20 protein-coding genes are annotated in these 14911 nt (G+C 71.2%); all 20 read left to right on the top strand.

The window, feature by feature from the left end; all coding sequences use genetic code 11:
• Positions 1-3: 3 nt before the first annotated feature.
• Positions 4-654, top strand: a complete 651-nt coding sequence (locus LG396_RS05065) for a hypothetical protein (RefSeq protein ID WP_225793772.1) — start codon at positions 4-6, stop codon at positions 652-654.
• 34 nt (positions 655-688) lie between these two features.
• Positions 689-1222: a hypothetical protein gene (locus LG396_RS05060; protein ID WP_225793771.1), complete on the top strand. Its 534-nt coding sequence runs from the start codon at positions 689-691 to the stop codon at positions 1220-1222.
• A 249-nt stretch (positions 1223-1471) separates the two neighbouring features.
• Entirely contained in the window at positions 1472-1702 is a 231-nt protein-coding gene (locus tag LG396_RS05055; RefSeq protein ID WP_225793770.1) for a hypothetical protein, read from the top strand.
• An 82-nt stretch (positions 1703-1784) separates the two neighbouring features.
• The gene (locus tag LG396_RS05050; protein WP_225793769.1) at positions 1785-2312 is read left to right on the top strand and encodes a hypothetical protein; all 528 of its coding nucleotides are present in this window, start codon (positions 1785-1787) and stop codon (positions 2310-2312) included.
• Positions 2313-2371: 59 nt separating this feature from the next.
• Positions 2372-3148 carry an endonuclease VII domain-containing protein gene (locus tag LG396_RS05045; RefSeq protein WP_225793768.1) on the top strand — a complete coding sequence of 259 codons (777 nt, stop codon included), beginning with the start codon at positions 2372-2374 and terminating at the stop codon, positions 3146-3148.
• The gene (locus LG396_RS05040; RefSeq protein WP_225793767.1) at positions 3141-4529 is read left to right on the top strand and encodes a phage terminase large subunit; all 1389 of its coding nucleotides are present in this window, start codon (positions 3141-3143) and stop codon (positions 4527-4529) included. Before LG396_RS05045 ends, LG396_RS05040 begins: the two co-directional genes overlap by 8 nt.
• Positions 4526-4705, top strand: coding sequence for a hypothetical protein (locus LG396_RS05035; protein WP_225793766.1), 180 nt, complete (start codon positions 4526-4528; stop codon positions 4703-4705). The genes LG396_RS05040 and LG396_RS05035 overlap by 4 nt, the downstream gene beginning before the upstream one ends.
• Positions 4705-6291: a phage portal protein gene (locus LG396_RS05030; protein WP_225793765.1), complete on the top strand. Its 1587-nt coding sequence runs from the start codon at positions 4705-4707 to the stop codon at positions 6289-6291. The genes LG396_RS05035 and LG396_RS05030 overlap by 1 nt, the downstream gene beginning before the upstream one ends.
• A gap of 110 nt (positions 6292-6401) precedes the next feature.
• A complete protein-coding gene (locus LG396_RS05025) occupies positions 6402-7499 on the top strand; it encodes a head maturation protease, ClpP-related (RefSeq protein ID WP_225793764.1) in 1098 nt (365 codons plus the stop codon).
• Positions 7500-7511: 12 nt separating this feature from the next.
• Positions 7512-8867 (top strand): phage major capsid protein, encoded by a 1356-nt coding sequence (locus LG396_RS05020; protein WP_225793763.1) that lies wholly within the window; start codon positions 7512-7514, stop codon positions 8865-8867.
• A gap of 81 nt (positions 8868-8948) precedes the next feature.
• Positions 8949-9368 carry a hypothetical protein gene (locus LG396_RS05015; RefSeq protein WP_225793762.1) on the top strand — a complete coding sequence of 140 codons (420 nt, stop codon included), beginning with the start codon at positions 8949-8951 and terminating at the stop codon, positions 9366-9368.
• Between the two features lie 13 nt (positions 9369-9381).
• Positions 9382-9855 carry a hypothetical protein gene (locus tag LG396_RS05010; RefSeq protein WP_225793761.1) on the top strand — a complete coding sequence of 158 codons (474 nt, stop codon included), beginning with the start codon at positions 9382-9384 and terminating at the stop codon, positions 9853-9855.
• A 112-nt stretch (positions 9856-9967) separates the two neighbouring features.
• Positions 9968-10240 carry a Rho termination factor N-terminal domain-containing protein gene (locus tag LG396_RS05005; RefSeq protein WP_225793760.1) on the top strand — a complete coding sequence of 91 codons (273 nt, stop codon included), beginning with the start codon at positions 9968-9970 and terminating at the stop codon, positions 10238-10240.
• A 3-nt stretch (positions 10241-10243) separates the two neighbouring features.
• Complete coding sequence (locus LG396_RS05000) at positions 10244-10609, top strand: phage tail fiber protein (protein WP_225793759.1); 366 nt, start codon at positions 10244-10246, stop codon at positions 10607-10609.
• A gap of 36 nt (positions 10610-10645) precedes the next feature.
• Positions 10646-11785 (top strand): LamG-like jellyroll fold domain-containing protein, encoded by a 1140-nt coding sequence (locus LG396_RS04995; RefSeq protein WP_225793758.1) that lies wholly within the window; start codon positions 10646-10648, stop codon positions 11783-11785.
• Positions 11786-11793: 8 nt separating this feature from the next.
• Positions 11794-12846, top strand: a complete 1053-nt coding sequence (locus tag LG396_RS04990; RefSeq protein WP_225793757.1) for a hypothetical protein — start codon at positions 11794-11796, stop codon at positions 12844-12846.
• Positions 12843-13229, top strand: coding sequence for a hypothetical protein (locus LG396_RS04985; protein ID WP_225793756.1), 387 nt, complete (start codon positions 12843-12845; stop codon positions 13227-13229). The genes LG396_RS04990 and LG396_RS04985 overlap by 4 nt, the downstream gene beginning before the upstream one ends.
• 3 nt (positions 13230-13232) lie before the next feature.
• Positions 13233-13688: a hypothetical protein gene (locus tag LG396_RS04980; protein WP_225793755.1), complete on the top strand. Its 456-nt coding sequence runs from the start codon at positions 13233-13235 to the stop codon at positions 13686-13688.
• A 1-nt stretch (position 13689) separates the two neighbouring features.
• Entirely contained in the window at positions 13690-14433 is a 744-nt protein-coding gene (locus LG396_RS04975; RefSeq protein ID WP_225793754.1) for a hypothetical protein, read from the top strand.
• Positions 14433-14909 (top strand): hypothetical protein, encoded by a 477-nt coding sequence (locus tag LG396_RS04970; RefSeq protein WP_225793753.1) that lies wholly within the window; start codon positions 14433-14435, stop codon positions 14907-14909. The genes LG396_RS04975 and LG396_RS04970 overlap by 1 nt, the downstream gene beginning before the upstream one ends.
• Positions 14910-14911: the final 2 nt, after the last annotated feature.

The following is a 14911-nucleotide window of genomic DNA, read 5'->3' as shown; positions in this document are numbered from 1 at the left end:
TGGATGGCCATCTTCACCGGCAGCACGGCGATCTGCCGCCACCTCGCCGCGTGGATCATCGTCGCCCCCGCGGTGCGCCTGCTCGTCGTCGCGCTCGTCCTCGGCGTCGCGAACGGGCTGGTGAGCGCTGGCGCCATCGCCGCCGTCCTCGCCGCCGGCTGGCTCGCCACCGCGATCGTCCTCGGGCTGCGTCTCCCCCCGCCCGCCGCTCCCCCGGCGACGCCGGCGGCCGCGGCCCCGGGCCCGAGCGTCGACGAGCCGGCCGCCCCCGACGAACCGCCGCCCGCCGCCGAGCCGGCCGAACTGACCGCGAACGAACTCGCCATGGCGCTCCACGCCGTGGCCGCCCCACACGCCCACCTCTCCGCCGTCGCCCGGCACCTCGCCACCACCCCCGAGAAGGTCCGCACCGGCCTCAAGGCAGCCGGCATCCCCGCCGGCGATCAGGTGAGGATGCGGGGCCGCGGGGTGAGCACCGGCGTACGGGCCGCCCACATCCCGCCACTTCCCCCCGCCGCGGACCCCCCTCCTGGGGACGTTGTTGCCGCAGGTCAGCCCAGCAACAACAACAGCAACAACAACTTCGAGACGGTCCCCGACGACACGAACCCCGTCCGCACACACGTCCGTTGGCGCGCCCGACGCAGCGGCTGAACCCCCATCCCTTCCCGACCCGAGAGGAACCGCCATGTCGTACCCCTACCCGCCGCCTCCGCCCCCTCCGCCGCCGCCGGGCGCCCGCCGCTCCCGCGGCAAGACGATCCTGCTGAGCGTCCTCGGCGTCTTCGCGTTCCTCATCGCCGTCAGCATGGCCGCCGCCGCGCTGGGTGGTGGCGGCGCCGAGGAGCCCGGCACGTCCAGCAGTGCGCCCGCCGCCCCGGCCAAGGGCGACGACAAGCCGCCGCCGAAGGAGAAGCCTGAGGCGAAGGAGAAGAGCGAGGCCGACGACCTCACCTCGATCAACCTGGACGACCGCAGCGAGTACGGCGTCCCCGACATCTGGGTCACCTACACGATCCGGAACAACAGCTCGAAGACCAGCAACTACGAGGTGTCGTACGAGGTCGTCGACAGCAGCGGCACCCGCGTCTACAACAGCGTCCTGTGGGTGACCGACGTGCAGCCCGGCCAGACCGACAAGGGCGAGGACTACACCACCCTGGAGACCATGGAGGGCATGAAGCTCAACGTCACCGGGCTCGACCGCATGGAGTCGTTCTGACCTGCCCCGCCCCGGCCCCGCCGCCCACCCGGGTGGCGGGGCCGACCCATGCCCACACGCCGAAGCGGCCGGGACTGGGGGTCCCGACCGCCCGCGCCGGTGAGCTATGCCGGCAACGCCAGCCCCTGCCGGGGCCGATCCCGCGACCGTAGCGCGCGCCGCCGACAACGCGTAGGGACCGTTCGGCCCTACCCGGCGCACCCCGCGCGCGGCACGCTCCGGCCAACGCCCACGCCTCCGGGGGTATCCATGCGCGCCATCACCACCACCGTCGTCGCCGCCGTGCTGCTGCTCGCCAGCGCCGGCTGCTCCGACGACGAGCCGAGCTACGAGGAACAGGTCAAGCAGTGCACGCAGGCCCTGAAGGACCGGGCGCCCGGCGTGAAGGGCAAACCGGCCGACTGCGAGGGCCTGACCGAGGAGGACTACGGGGCGCTCCTCGGGTCGCAGATCCTCGAGGATGAGGGCCTGGCGCCGTAGCTGCGTCTTCTGCGCGGCCCGGGGTTCCGGGGGGTGCGGCGGCTATCCTGCTGACAACGTTGTCAGAGGGAGGTGTGCCGCGATGCCCGAGCCGACCGACGAAGCCCGCGAGGCCGCCCGCACCCGAGCACAGTCCCAGCCCCGCGACGGCAACAACCGCTTCGTACGCACCCCCGAGAGAGCCCGCCGCGACGCCAGAGCCGCCGAACTCCGCGGCCAGGGCAAGACGTTCCGGCAGATCGCCGACGAGCTGTACAACGGCAACCGCCCCGAGGCGTACCGCGGCGTGCAGCACGCCTTCGCCGACATCGCCCGCGAGCCAGTCGAGTCCCTCGCGAAGTCGTTGCTCGCGCAGTTGGAGGAGCTGACGCTCGCCGCGCTGGAGATCCTCGAACGGGACCACCTCGCGTACTCACACGGAGAGGTCGTCATCGGCCCCGACGGGACACCCGTCCTCGACGACGGCCCCAAGCTCGCCGCGATCCGCGAGGCGCGCCAGTTGAACGAGTCGATCCGGAAACTCACCGGCACCGACGCAGAGAAGAAGATCAACGTCTCTGGTGGCGTGCGGTACGAGATCGTGGGAGTCGACCCCGAGGCGCTGAAATGAGCGTTCTGACCTGCGATAATGAGATGAGACCCCGGCGGGTGCGGGAACACCCCCGGGGCATGGCCGACCTGAGAGAGCAGATCGACATGACCAAGCGTACGTGCAGCGTGCCCGGATGCGAGAAGCCCCACACCGCCCGAGGGTGGTGCAGCAGGCACTACAACCAGTGGCAGCGCAACGACGGGGCCGGGCGCCGTCGCTGCTCCGGCGACGCCTGCGAGAAACCAGCACTTAAGCGCGGCTGGTGCGAGATGCACTACACCAGGTGGAAGAAGCACGGCGATCCCGAGTGCGTCATCACCAAGACCAGGTCCGTGTGTTCCTACGGCCCGTGCGACCGCCTGGCGGACGTGCGTGGCCTCTGCTCGGCCCACAATGACCAGCGCGCCGCGGGCAAGCCGCTGACGGAGATCCGGGCATGGCGATCCCACCTGGAGCGGGACGACGCCGGCCGGAAGCTGTGTCGTGTCTGCCTCGCATGGCTGCCCGAGGGCGAGTTCGGCAAGAGCAGCCGGTATCCCGATGGCCTGGCGTACATGTGCAAGGGGTGCAACCGGGACAAGGCCCGGCTGCGGAACTACGGGCTCACGCTCAATCAGTACCAGGCCATGCTTGCCGCGCAGGGTGGCGGCTGCGCCATATGCGGAGGCCAGTGCAGCACCGGCCGCATGCTCGCAGTTGACCACGATCACAAGTGCTGCCCTGGCGACCGGTCGTGCGGCCAGTGCGTACGTGGTCTGCTCTGCGGTACCTGCAACCACGGTCTCGGGCACTTCAAGGACGATCCCGCGCTGCTGCGGGGCGCCATGTCCTATCTGGAGCGCCACCATGGCTGAGGCGACCGTCGTGACGTACGAGCCGCGTGGCGCCGCGCGGGAACTCTTCCAGTCGGATGACCTTGAGGTGCTCCTGAGCGGCGCAGCCGGGACCGGCAAGAGCGTCGGCGCGCTCATGTACCTGCATCTCGCCTGCCTATCTACCCCGAAGGTGCGCGCGCTGGTCGTCCGCAAGACCCTCGCCTCACTGACGGCATCCACCCTGGTCACGTTCCGGGAGAAGGTGGCCAAGGAGGCGATTGAGGCTGGCGCGCTCCGCTTCTACGGCGGTTCCCCCCAGGAGCCCGCGTCGTACAAGTACGCGAACGGCAGCGTCATCGTCGTCGGCGGCTTGGACCGAGCCTCGCGGCTGCTCAGCACCGAATTTGATCTCGTGTTCGTCGATGAAGCGATCGAGGTCACCGAAGAGGACTTGGACACGATCGTCTCCCGCCTCCGGAACGGGGTACTCAGCCGCCAACGCCTGATCATGGCGACCAACCCCGGGTCGCCCACCCACCACCTGAAGCTCCGTGCGGACGCCGGGCGTTGCCGAATGCTGTACAGCAAGCACGAGGACAACCCGCGCCTCTACCAGGATGGCGAGTGGACCGAGTACGGGCAGGCGTACCTCGCCCGACTCGATAGCCTCACCGGCGCCCGCTACCAGCGCATGCGCTGGGGGAAGTGGGTGGCGGCAGAGGGGATCGTGTACGAGGGCTGGGACGACGGCGTGCACCTGGTCGACCCCTTCCCCATCCCAGCCGAGTGGACGCGCTGGTGGACCGTGGACTTCGGCTTCACGGCGCCTTTCGTCTGCCAGATGTGGGCGGAGGACGGTGACGGACGCCTCTACCTTTACCGCGAGCACTATCGAACTCGCCGCCTGGTGGAGGACCACGCGAAGGCGATCCTGCGCAGCGTCGAGGTGTGCGTCGAGCACTGCGGCCGGAACCAGCGCATCCACGATCACGCGGCGTGTGAGAAGTGCGTGATGGGCTGGGGGGAGCCGAAGCCCCGCGCGGTGATCGTGGACCACGACGCCGAGGACCGGGCCACCTTGGAGCGCCATCTCGGGATGGGCACGGCCGCGGCCCGCAAGGGCGTCAGCGACGGCATCCAGGCCGTGCAGTCGCGCCTGAAGGCGCAGGGCGACGGCCGGCCGCGGCTGCACATCCTCCGCGGCGCCCTCGTCGAGCGGGACCAAGACCTGGCAGACGCGAAGAAACCGACGTGCACGGCCGAAGAGATCAACGGCTACGTGTGGGCCGTCAAGCCGGGGAACGCCGGCGGGCTGAAGGAGGAGCCGGTGAAGGCAGACGACCACGGCATGGACGCGATGCGGTACATGTGCGCGCAGCTTGACCTGGGCGGCCGTACTCGGGTGAGGTGGCTGGGATGAGCAGTCTCGTGGGCCGGCTGCGGGAGGCGCGGGATGGGCTGCTGCAGCTCGGCGGCCTCGGTGCGCTCGCGGCGTCGGCGTGGACGGCGTGGGGCGTCGCGCCGGGCCTGGCCGCGTCGGGTGCGGCGCTGCTCGTCGTGCAGTACCTGACGACCGACGAGAAGGCGGTGCGCTGATGAGGTCGCTCGTGGGCGCGCTCGCCGGCGGACTGCGGGGGCGGTCGCCGGTGCCGTACGTGGCGCGCGGCGCCGGCCGGTGGGGTGGCCAGTTCTACCGCACGGACGCTGCGGCGCAGATGAGCGCCATGGGCTCCGTCGGCACGCTGTTCGCGATCGTCAACCGGACCTCGAACGCGACCGCGCAGGTGGAGTGGAAGCTCTGGCGCAAGGCGAAGAGCGGGCTGCCCGAGGACCGCACCGAGGTCACGACGCACGCCGCGCTCGACCTGTGGAACCGGCCGAACCCGTTCATGCCCCGGCAGGAGTTCGTCGAGACCTTCCAGCAGCACGTGGACCTCACGGGCGAGGCATGGTGGGTGATCGTCCGGCACCCGAAGGTGAAGAGCATCCCGCTGGAGTTGTGGCCGGTGCGTCCAGACCGCATGCTGCCCGTGCCGGACCCGGAGAAATTCCTCGCCGGGTACGTGTACCTCGGGCCGGGCGGTGAGCGGATCCCGCTGGAACTCGACCAGGTGATTCAGCTCCGCATGCCCAATCCCATGGATCCGTACCGCGGCATGGGCCCCGTGCAGTCGGTCCTCGCCGACCTGGACGCGACGCGCTACTCGGCGGAGTGGAACCGCAGCTTCTTCCTGAACTCGGCCGAGCCCGGCGGCATCATCGAGGTGCCGGACCGCCTCGACGACGAGGAGTTCAACGAACTCCGGGACCGCTGGAACGAGCAGCACAAGGGCGTCGCCAACGCCCACCGCGTGGCGATCCTCGAACACGGCGTGTGGAAGGACCGCAAGCTCAGCCAGCGCGACATGCAGTTCGTGGAGCTGCGCGACGTCTCCTCGAAGGTGATCAGAGAAGCCTTCGGCATGCCGAAGTTCGCCGTCGGCGACGTCGAAGACATCAACCGCGCCACCGCCGAAGCCTCGAAGTCGTGGTTCGCCGAGCAGCTCACCGTGCCCCGCCTGGAACGCATCAAGGCCGCGGTCAACTGCGATCTCCTGAAGCTCTTCGGCCGGGCCGCCGAGGGCCTGGAGTTCGACTACGAGAACCCGGTGCCGCCGGACCAGGAGGCGCAGAACGCCGAGCGCGAGTCGAAGGCCCGCGCCGCGAAGGACCTGATCGAGGTCGGGGCGTACGGGCCGGCGGTGCTGGAGGCGTTGGGGCTGCCGGAGATCCCGTTCGGTCAGCCGGACGCGGATCCGGACAAGGAGCTGCTGATCGAACTTCTGCGGGGGTCGTCCGGGACCGCGGAGTTGGCGGAGAAACTGCTGACGATGCTGGGGTTCGACGTGCCGGTGAAGGAGGAGCCCACGCCCGCGCCCCCTGCCGCCCCGCCCCCGCCGGCGCCCGCTGAGGACCCGGCGGCGCTGGCCGACCCGGACGCCGCGATGCGGTGGGTTGCGGTCGAGACGATCGACGACAACACCTGCGAGCCGTGCAAGAAGAACGACGGCAAGCTGTACCGCAACCGGGAGGCGGCCTACAAGGACTACCCGGGCGGGCGGGGCTACGTGGGCTGCGTCGGCGCGGAGCACGGGCACGAGTGCCGCGGCACAGTGCGGAAGCGCCGGGCGTCCGACGACTGATTTTTCGCGGGCGGGGGTTTCGGCCCTCCGGTCGTGCACAATGAGGTCTGACAACGTTGTCATCACGCGTTGTCACCGGGTGGGGTACCCGAGGGGATCAGGAGGCGCGCATGCCGAGGAACGGCACAGTGGCGGGAGCCGATCAGCCCGGCGTGCGCGCCCGCCTCCCCCAGTCGCTGCAGGCCCAACTCGCCGACGACCGGCAGTGGTACCGGATCGAGAACCTCGGCGCCGACGAGACCGACGTCATCCTCTACGGAGAGATCGGCTGGTACGGCACCGAAGCCGAGAGCTTCGTCCGCGAACTGCGGGCGCTGAAGACCGCCCGCATCAACCTGAGGCTGTCCAGCCCCGGCGGGTCCGTTTTCGACGGCATCGCCATCATGAACGGCCTGCGCGCGCACTCCGCCGAAGTCACCGTCTACGTCGACAGCTTGGCCGCGTCCATCGCGTCCGTCATCGCCATGGCTGGCGACCGCGTGGTGATGATGCCCGCGTCGGAGATGATGATCCACGAGGCGTCCGGGCTGTGCATGGGCAACGCCTCGGACATGCGCGAACTCGCGGATCTCCTTGACCGCCAGTCCGACAAGATCGCCGCCGTGTACGCCGAGCGCGCCGGTGGCGACATCGAGGCGTGGCGCGCGGCGATGGCCGCGGAGACGTGGTACTCCGCCGAGGAGGCGGTCGCCGCCGGCCTGGCCGATGAGGTCGCCGAACTCCCCCGCAAGGGCGCGGACCCCGACGAGGGCAACGAGCCGCAGGCGACCGGCGCCCGGGTGTGGGAGCAGTACCTCGCAGCGTTCCGGTACGCCGGCCGCGAGGAAGCCCCGGCGCCGGAGCCGATCGCGAAGCAGCCGCCTGCCGCGACGGAGCCGGCCCGGCCGACGCAGATCATGCTGACGATCGACGGGCAGGCCCTCACCGCTACGGCCGTCGCCGCGGCCGTCCCGGCGCCCGTCCCGGCGCCCGCCCCGGAGCCCCCGGCGCCGGCCGCCGCCGAGCCGCCCGAGCCCGCCGCCGCTGTGCCGCCGCCGGCGACCGCCCCGGACGCACCCCCGCCCCCCACGCCGGAGCCGGCCGAGCCGCCCGTCGACGAGTGGGCCGCCGCCACCGCACACCTCACCGAACCACCGGCCGACGACTGGTCGGCCGTCATCGCACACCTGACCACACCAACGCCGTGCAGCGCGGCGACGGAAGCCTAGGAGGAGGGCACTGTGGCACCGACCCTGACCGTCCCGCGCAACGCCGACGAGCTGGAGCAGATGCTCGGCGACGACACCCGGCGCGCCGAGATCCTCAAGTCGCAGGACTCGCTCACGGAGTTCATCACCAACTACGCCAAGCAGCAGGCCGCGTCGGACCCGACGATCGAAGCGCAGATCCGCGAGGAGACGCAGAAGCAGTTCGCGGACCTGCTGAAGGACAACCAGATCGACGCGATCAACCGGCTCAACCTCTCCCCCGAGGGCACGCCGGCCGCCCGGTCGAAGCACTACAACGCGAAGGCGCCCGGCGCCGCGCTGGACAAGAAGTTCGCGTCCTGGTCCGACTTCATGAGCGCCACGTGGGCCGGCGCGAAGGGAGAGGCCGCGCTGTCCGGGCAGGCGGAGATCGCACGGATTCAGAACGCGTTCGGCTCGTCGATCCCCGCCGACGGCGGGTTCCTCATCCCCGAGTACCTCCGCAGCGAGCTGCTGCGCGTCGCGCTGGAGACCAGCGTCGTCCGTTCCCGGGCCCGCGTGGTGCCGATGGAGACCCTCACCGTCCCGTACCCGATGCTCGACTCCACGTCGAACGCCTCGTCGGTGTACGGCGGTGTCACCGCGTTCTGGACCGAGGAAGGCGCGGAACTCGCCGAGTCCAGCCCGACGTTCGGCCGGATCATGCTGATGGCGAAGAAGCTCACGCTGTACAGCGAACTCCCGAACGAGCTGTTCAGCGACAGCGTCATCTCGCTCGAACAGTTCATGTCCGACTCCTACCCCGAGGCGCTCGCCTGGTTCGAGGACGTCGCCTTCACCGACGGCAACGGCGCCGGTCAGCCGATGGGCTACCTCAACGCCCCGGCCGCGGTCGCCGTGGCGAAGGAGTCGGGCCAGACCGCCGGGACGATCGTGTGGGAGAACATCGTCAAGGCGTACTCCCGCATGCTGCCGTCGAGCATCGGCCGCGCGGTGTGGGTGGCGCACATCGACACCTTCCCCGAGCTGGCCACGATGGCGCTGTCGGTCGGTACCGGCGGCTCCGCCGTGTGGATGGGCACCGGCGCGCACGACGGCGTCGGCGCCCCGCCGATGACGATCCTCGGCCGGCCCGTGATCTTCACCGAGAAGGTGTCGAGCGTCGGCACCGCCGGTGACATCAACTTCGTGGACTTCGGCTACTACCTGGTGGGCGACCGCCAGGCCATGCAGATGGACACGTCGATCCACTACAAGTTCGGCAACGACAAGACCGCCGTCCGGCTCATCGAGCGGGTCGACGGGCAGCCGTGGATCAAGAGCGCGATCACCCCGCGGAAGGGCAGCAACACGCTGTCGCCGTTCGTGAAGGTCGCGACCCGAGCCTGATCACCGCCAGCCCCGGCAGGCAGTAACGCCCCTGCCGGGGCCACATCCAAAGAGGCAATCAACCCCCTCAAGGAGGGCAGCATGGACGGACTCGGAAGGGTCTTCAACGCCGTCGCAGTTGCGGACGGCGTCCTCGTCCCGCTCAGGGACGCCAACGCGGTCAGCTTCGTCTGCTACCTCGCCGCCGGTGACACGTTCACCGTGCAGGAGGCGCAGGACGCCGCCGGCACCGGCGCGCAGAATCTCGCCGTCGTGGACCACTACTACACGTCCGACGGCCTCGGCGGGGCGTGGACGGAGCAGACGCAGGCCGCTGCCGCCGCCGTCACCATCGCGGGCACTGCCGGCCTGGACTGCGCGGTGTTCACCGTCGACGCGACGTCGCTGTCGGACGGCTTCACGCACGTGAAGTGCACGTCCAGCAGCACGGGCACGGTCGTGGCGGTCCTGCACGATCTCGCGGTGCAGCGCACCCCGCAGAACCTCGCGGCTCTGGTCTGAGGGGGGCACCGACATGACGACGATCATCCAGGGTCGGGACATGCGGACGCTGCTGTTCGGCCGGAAGGTCGACCAGCCCGCGAAGACGGTCCCGCAGAACGCGCTGTCCAACCTGTTCACCATCACCGGCGGCCGGATCATCCTCATGGGCCTGTACGGGGAGGTCACCACCGTCATCGGCGGCACCACCCCGAGCGCCAAGCTCGTGTACTCGCCGGCGTCCGGTACGGACACCGACCTCTGCACGGCCACGGCGATCACCTCGGACGCGGTGAACACGCAGTACAGCCTGCCCGCCGCAGTCGGCTCGGCACTGAACGTGTCCTCTCAGGTGGGGCAGGTCGTGGCGCAGCCGGGCAACGGGGCGCACGTCCTGAACGCGGGCACCGTCGACGTCCACGTCTCGGCGGCGGACGCCACCGGCGCGGTGAAGTGGTCGCTGCTGTACGTGCCGCTCGACGACGGCGCGAGCGTGGCGGCGGCCTGACATGGCGCTGCGAGTGTGCACCGGGGAGGCCGGCTGTGGCGCGACGTACGCGGTCGGCCTCACCCGGTGCCCTCACTGCCGCAACACCGAATCCCGCGAGGACGGAGAACCCATGCCGAAGATCACCCGCCACGGTGGGCCGACCATCGCCGGCGCCACGGTCGTCGGCGGCACCTGGACCGACGGCGACGAGCCCGACGCATGGCCCGAGCCGGAGGAGCCCGCTCCCGCCGCCGGCACCGGGCCCCCCGCGGCGCCGGAGCGGCCGGCCGAGGCCGCGCCGAAGACGGCGTGGCTGGAGTACGCCGAGTCCCTCGGTGTCGAGGGTGCGGCGGAGATGACGAAGAAGCAGCTCATCGACGCCACGGCGCAGGGAGCGGAGTAGGTCATGGCCGTCGGGTTCTCCACCGCTGCGGCGAACACGCACCTCGATGCGCAGGGCACCGCCTACCCGTGGATCAAGCTGCACGTGGGCGACCCCGGCGCCGCGGGCACCAGCAACCCGGCGACCGAGACCACCCGCAAGCAAGCGACGTGGGGCGCCGCGAGCAGCGCGGCGAAGACGACGACCGCAGACCTGGAGTGGACCGGGGTGTCCGGCGCCGAGGACTTCACGCACTTCTCCATGTGGTCCGCGTCGACCGCCGGCGCCTTCGGCGGCTCCGGCACGGTCACCGCGAACGCCGTCGCGAGCGGCGACACGTTCACCATCCCTGCCGGCGAGCTGGATCTCACCTTGCCCGTCGCATCCTGACCCGCCCGAGCCCGAGCCCAGAGAGGAGGACCGAGAATGTCGCAGCGCGCCGACGCGGCCACCGACCGCGTCTCGTACACGGCCGCGCCGCCGCCCGCGCCCGCGACGGCATTCACGGCCGTCTTCTGGGCCAGATTGAGGGCCGACCTCGACACCTTCTCCACGATGATGCGGCTGCACTCCTCGTCAGGCGCGTCGACCGCGGTGACCATCACGACCGGCAGCAGCGGCACCACCCCCATCGTCGTCAGCCCCGGCAACACCGGAGGCATCATCGGCGCTGACGCCCTCGCCGTCGACACCTGGCGCATGCTCGCGGTGACGGTCGGCGGGACCGGCGCCACCGACGGACGGATCTACACCCGGGCGGTCGGCGGGTCCACGAACGTGGTCACCGGGCAGGTGACCGGCGGCGCCACACCCGACGGGATCACCCTGTTCGGCCGGAGCATCGGCGAGGCGGGCGAGTGGTTCAACGGCGGCCTCGCGTACGTCCGCGTCTGGTCCGCGGTCCTGTCGCAGTCGGAGATCGAAGCCGAGTGGGCGTCGGCGACGATCGTGCGCACCGCCGGAGTGTGGGCGAACTGGCCCATGCTCACCGGCATCACCGACGTGTCCGGCAACGGCCGCAACCTCACCGCGGGGTCGACGGCGCTGACGTCCGAGGACGATCCGCCGATCGCGTCCACCATCACCGGCACCGCAGAGGCGGCATTCGGCGCACTCGGCGCGACGGCCGGCGGCGTGCGGCGGGTGAACGGCGGCGCCGCGGCCGCGTACGGCGGCCTCACCGCCGCGGCCGCCGGCGGGCGGACAGTCATCGGGGCGGCGGGCCTCTCGGGTGGCACCCTGTCCGGCGCCGCGGCCGGGGCCCGGACGGTCATCGGCTCGGCCGCTGGCGCGTTCGGCGCGCTGGACGCCGCCGCCGGGCCGCCGCCCGGGCCCGAGCCGGCGGCCGCCGCCGAGCAGGGCTCGTGGTACGGGCTGCTGAACATCCTTCACGAGGCCTCGGACATGCGCCGCGAGGAGATGGAGCGGCCCCCGGTGGCGTGCCTGGACTGCGGGGAGCCGCTGCGCTCCGGGCCGCGCAGTGAGCAGTACTGCCCGTACGACGGGCAGGTCTGGGAGGCGGGCAACCGGCGCATGGGCCGCATCCGTGTGGGGGTCGGCCGATGATGCAGCCGGTGTACGCGACCCGTGAGGACGTGATGCGGGCGCTGGACTCGAAGACGACCGCCCGCAACGCCTCTCAGGTCGACCGGGCCATCGAGTCCGCGTCGCGCGATGTCGAGGCGCTGTGTCACCGCCGCTTCTACCCGCAGATCGCCACCAGGTACTTCGACTTCCCGGGCCCGCAGTACGCGCGCCCGTGGCGCCTGTGGCTCGACGATTCCGAGCTGATCTCGGTGACGTCGCTGTCGTCGGGCGGCGTGCCGATCAACGAAGCCGACTTCTTCTTGGAGCCCAACCGGAGCGGCCCGCCGTACAACCGCGTGGAGATCGACCTCGCCGGCCCGGCGACGTTCGGAGGCGGCGACACCCACCAGCGGGACATCACGCTGACCGGCCTGTTCGGCTACCGCAACGACGAGACCACCGTAGGCGCGCTCACGGCCGCCGTCGCCTCGGCCAACGCCACGAGCATCACCGTCGACGGGCCGGCCGCCGCCGCGCTCGGCGTCGGCAGCGTCGTACGCCTCGGCGCAGAGCGGCTCCTCGTCACCGCGCGGACCATGGCCGACACCGGGCAGAACCTCGCCGGAGACCTCACGGCGCAGAACAGCGCGGTGTCCGTCACCGTGGCGGACGGTAGCGGTTTCGCGGTCGACGAGGTGGTCCTCATCGAGTCCGAGCGCATGCTGATCGTCGACATCGCGGGCAACACCCTGACGGTGAAGCGCGGGTGGGACGGCTCGGTGCTCGCCGCGCACACGGCCGGCGCCGACATCTACGCCCCCCGCACGCTGACCGTCCGCCGCGGCGCGCTCGGCACCACCGCCGCCGCGCACGACTCCGGTGCCGCTGTGGTGCGGTGGGACCCGCCCGGCCCGGTGCGGGACCTGGTCCTCGCCGAGGCGGTCGCGCAGCTCGACAACGAGCGGACCGGGTACGCCCGGACGCGCCGTACGGGCGACGGCGGCAGCAGCGAACGCGCCATGGACGCGACCGCCCTCGCCGCGCTGCGAGACCGCGTGTACGCCTCGCACGGCAGGAAAGCCAGGGTGAGGGCGGTATGAGCATCTCCGTGCACATCTCCGGGCCGCTGTTCGATGGCCGCGCCGCCCGCGCCGCGCAGGACGCCTGCGACGACGCCCGCGAGGACATCGCCGAGTTCGCCGAAGAGCGCGCGCTGACGGACATGGGTGCGCACTTCAGGAACCCCACGGGCTACTACGTGTCTCGGGTGACGACCACCAGAGTCAGCGGCGATACCTCCCTGGTGCACGACCAGGGCGTGGTGTACGGGCCGTGGCTGGAGGGCGTCGGCTCCCGCAACGCGCCGGTCACCCGCTTCGCCGGGTACGGCCACTGGCGGCGGACGAAGGAGGCGGCGCGGTCCCGCGGCCCCGAGATCGCGGAGCGCGCCGTACGGCGGCACCTCCCCGGGATGGGGGGCTGACCCATGGCTCTCAACGTCCTCGGCATCCTCGACGCCGTGGTCTCCCACGCCATGGCCTCCGGGCACTTCGAGCGGGTCAACCAGCACGAGCCGGAGAACCCGCCCGGCCACGGCCTCACCGCGGCGGTGTGGGCGAACCGGGTCACCCCCGTACGGTCCTCCGGCCTGTCGTCACTGTCGGTGCTGCTGACGTTCAACGTGCGGCTCTTCGCACCGATGATCCAGAACCCACCCGACGAGATCGACCCCAACATGCTCGCCGCCGTCGACACGCTGTGCGCCGCCTACTCCGGCGACTTCACCCTCGGCGGCCTGCTCCGCTCCGTCGACCTCCTCGGCGCCCACGGCCAGCCGCTGGACGTGCTCGCCGGCTACATCCAGCAGGACGGCGCGAAGTACCGCGTCATGACGATCTCTCTCCCGGTCGTCGTCAACGATCTTTGGACGGAGGTGGCCTGACGTGGCGAAAAGCTCGGGCCTCGGGGACAACTTCTACATCCACGGCTACGACGTGTCCGGCGACGTCAACAGCATCTCCGTCTCCGGCGGACCCGCCGCGCTCAGCACCACCGGCATCGACAAGAGCGCGAACGAACGCATCGGCGGCCTGCGCACCGGCGGCATGACCGGCACCGCGTTCTTCAACCCGGACACCGACCGCGCCCACCCCCGCCTGTCGTCGCTGCCCATGACCGACGTGCACGGCGCCTACTTCCGCGGCACCACCCTCGGGAACCCCGCGGCCTGCCAGGTGTCGAAGCAGGTCAACTACGACGGCACGCGCGGCGGCGACGGCGCGTTCACCTTCGCGTTCGACCTGCAGTGCAACGGCTTCGGCGTCGAATGGGGCCGGTCGCTGACGGCCGGCGTCCGTACGGACACCGCGGCGACGGACGGCGCATCGATCGACACCACCGCGTCGGAGGCGTTCGGCGCGCAGGCGTACGTGCAGGTGATGGCGTTCACCGGCACCGACGCCACCATCACCATCGAGGACTCCGCCGACGACGCGACGTTCGCCGCGGTCACCGGCCTCGCGTTCACCGAGGTCACCGCGGGACCGGTCGCCGAGCGCATCGCGACCGCGAACGACGCCACGGTCCGCCGCTACCTGCGCGTGGCCACCTCCACGACCGGCGGGTTCACCGAGCTGGCGTTCGCCGTCGTCGTCATCAAGAACGAGATCGCAGGAGTGGTGTTCTGATGCAGCCGCGTCCCATGAACCGCGTCGAGCCGGCCATGCCGCCGGAGGCGTACAAGACGTTCGCCATCGTCGCGCCGGTCTCCACTCACTGGCGGCCGGCCACCTGCGCCGAGGTCGACTGCCCCGACTACCGGAACGGCTGGCGGGTGCGCGTCGAGGGCCTGCCCCCGCAGATGCTCCACGACGCCCGGACGGCCCGTCACCAGGTCAACGGCCGCTGGGTGCCGTACCGCTACGTGGAGCAGCGCGTGGCCGACGGCGAGACCTGGCTCATGTTCGAGGGCGGGCAGCCCTGCTTCCGCGCCGCGACCCACCGCACGCGCATCGACCGCCCGGAGCTGTACGTGGTCCGCGACGGCGACCACCGCGGCAACCCCCGGGGCACGAAGGCCCGGCAGCACCAGCGGCCGCAGTTCTGGACCGAGCAGTTCGCCGAGCACCAGCAGGCGCTCGCCGACGCACATCAGAAGGGATAGCC

This window comes from Streptomyces aculeolatus, from assembly GCF_020400605.1.
In the GTDB taxonomy this organism is placed as follows: Bacteria; Actinomycetota; Actinomycetes; order Streptomycetales; family Streptomycetaceae; genus Streptomyces; species Streptomyces aculeolatus.
This window is presented reverse-complemented; position numbering and strand designations above follow the sequence as displayed.

Excerpts from the sequence above, each read along its gene's own strand:
- LG396_RS05065 (WP_225793772.1), top strand. The coding sequence starts at position 4 with ATGGCCATCTTCACCGGCAGCACGGCGATCTGCCGCCACCTCGCCGCG.
- LG396_RS05060 (WP_225793771.1), top strand. The coding sequence starts at position 689 with ATGTCGTACCCCTACCCGCCGCCTCCGCCCCCTCCGCCGCCGCCGGGC.
- LG396_RS05055 (WP_225793770.1), top strand. The coding sequence starts at position 1,472 with ATGCGCGCCATCACCACCACCGTCGTCGCCGCCGTGCTGCTGCTCGCC.
- LG396_RS05050 (WP_225793769.1), top strand. The coding sequence starts at position 1,785 with ATGCCCGAGCCGACCGACGAAGCCCGCGAGGCCGCCCGCACCCGAGCA.
- LG396_RS05045 (WP_225793768.1), top strand. The coding sequence starts at position 2,372 with ATGGCCGACCTGAGAGAGCAGATCGACATGACCAAGCGTACGTGCAGC.
- LG396_RS05040 (WP_225793767.1), top strand. The coding sequence starts at position 3,141 with ATGGCTGAGGCGACCGTCGTGACGTACGAGCCGCGTGGCGCCGCGCGG.
- LG396_RS05035 (WP_225793766.1), top strand. The coding sequence starts at position 4,526 with ATGAGCAGTCTCGTGGGCCGGCTGCGGGAGGCGCGGGATGGGCTGCTG.
- LG396_RS05030 (WP_225793765.1), top strand. The coding sequence starts at position 4,705 with ATGAGGTCGCTCGTGGGCGCGCTCGCCGGCGGACTGCGGGGGCGGTCG.
- LG396_RS05025 (WP_225793764.1), top strand. The coding sequence starts at position 6,402 with ATGCCGAGGAACGGCACAGTGGCGGGAGCCGATCAGCCCGGCGTGCGC.
- LG396_RS05015 (WP_225793762.1), top strand. The coding sequence starts at position 8,949 with ATGGACGGACTCGGAAGGGTCTTCAACGCCGTCGCAGTTGCGGACGGC.
- LG396_RS05010 (WP_225793761.1), top strand. The coding sequence starts at position 9,382 with ATGACGACGATCATCCAGGGTCGGGACATGCGGACGCTGCTGTTCGGC.
- LG396_RS05005 (WP_225793760.1), top strand. The coding sequence starts at position 9,968 with ATGCCGAAGATCACCCGCCACGGTGGGCCGACCATCGCCGGCGCCACG.
- LG396_RS05000 (WP_225793759.1), top strand. The coding sequence starts at position 10,244 with ATGGCCGTCGGGTTCTCCACCGCTGCGGCGAACACGCACCTCGATGCG.
- LG396_RS04995 (WP_225793758.1), top strand. The coding sequence starts at position 10,646 with ATGTCGCAGCGCGCCGACGCGGCCACCGACCGCGTCTCGTACACGGCC.
- LG396_RS04985 (WP_225793756.1), top strand. The coding sequence starts at position 12,843 with ATGAGCATCTCCGTGCACATCTCCGGGCCGCTGTTCGATGGCCGCGCC.
- LG396_RS04980 (WP_225793755.1), top strand. The coding sequence starts at position 13,233 with ATGGCTCTCAACGTCCTCGGCATCCTCGACGCCGTGGTCTCCCACGCC.
- LG396_RS04970 (WP_225793753.1), top strand. The coding sequence starts at position 14,433 with ATGCAGCCGCGTCCCATGAACCGCGTCGAGCCGGCCATGCCGCCGGAG.